General features: G+C 37.5%; 1 protein-coding gene. It reads left to right on the forward strand.

The window, feature by feature from the left end; genetic code table 11:
- Positions 1–251: GAF domain-containing protein (locus tag KVT34_RS30660; RefSeq protein ID WP_217563339.1), on the forward strand; the 251-nt coding region annotated here is incomplete at both ends.

Genomic DNA, 251 nt, shown 5'->3' on the forward strand with positions numbered 1-251 from the left:
AGCTGAGAAAAGAATTAGACCAGTAAAATTAAGTAAAGATTCCGAGTGGACAGAAGAAGATTGGATGAAGACACACGATAAGATACAATTTGATCAAAGCAATGATAGGGTAACGCAAGAGGTTATTAAAACAAAAAAACCAATCTGGATTCCAGATGTTTATGCAGATTCGCGGCCAAACCATGATGTTTGTCGTAATTTTGACATGAAGGGACTTTTGATGCTACCACTGGTTTCAATGGGAGAGGTAT

Origin of the sequence: Paenibacillus sp. GbtcB18 (genome assembly GCF_019091125.1) — a bacterium.
GTDB classification, from domain to species: domain Bacteria; phylum Bacillota; class Bacilli; order Paenibacillales; family NBRC-103111; genus Paenibacillus_F; species Paenibacillus_F chitinolyticus.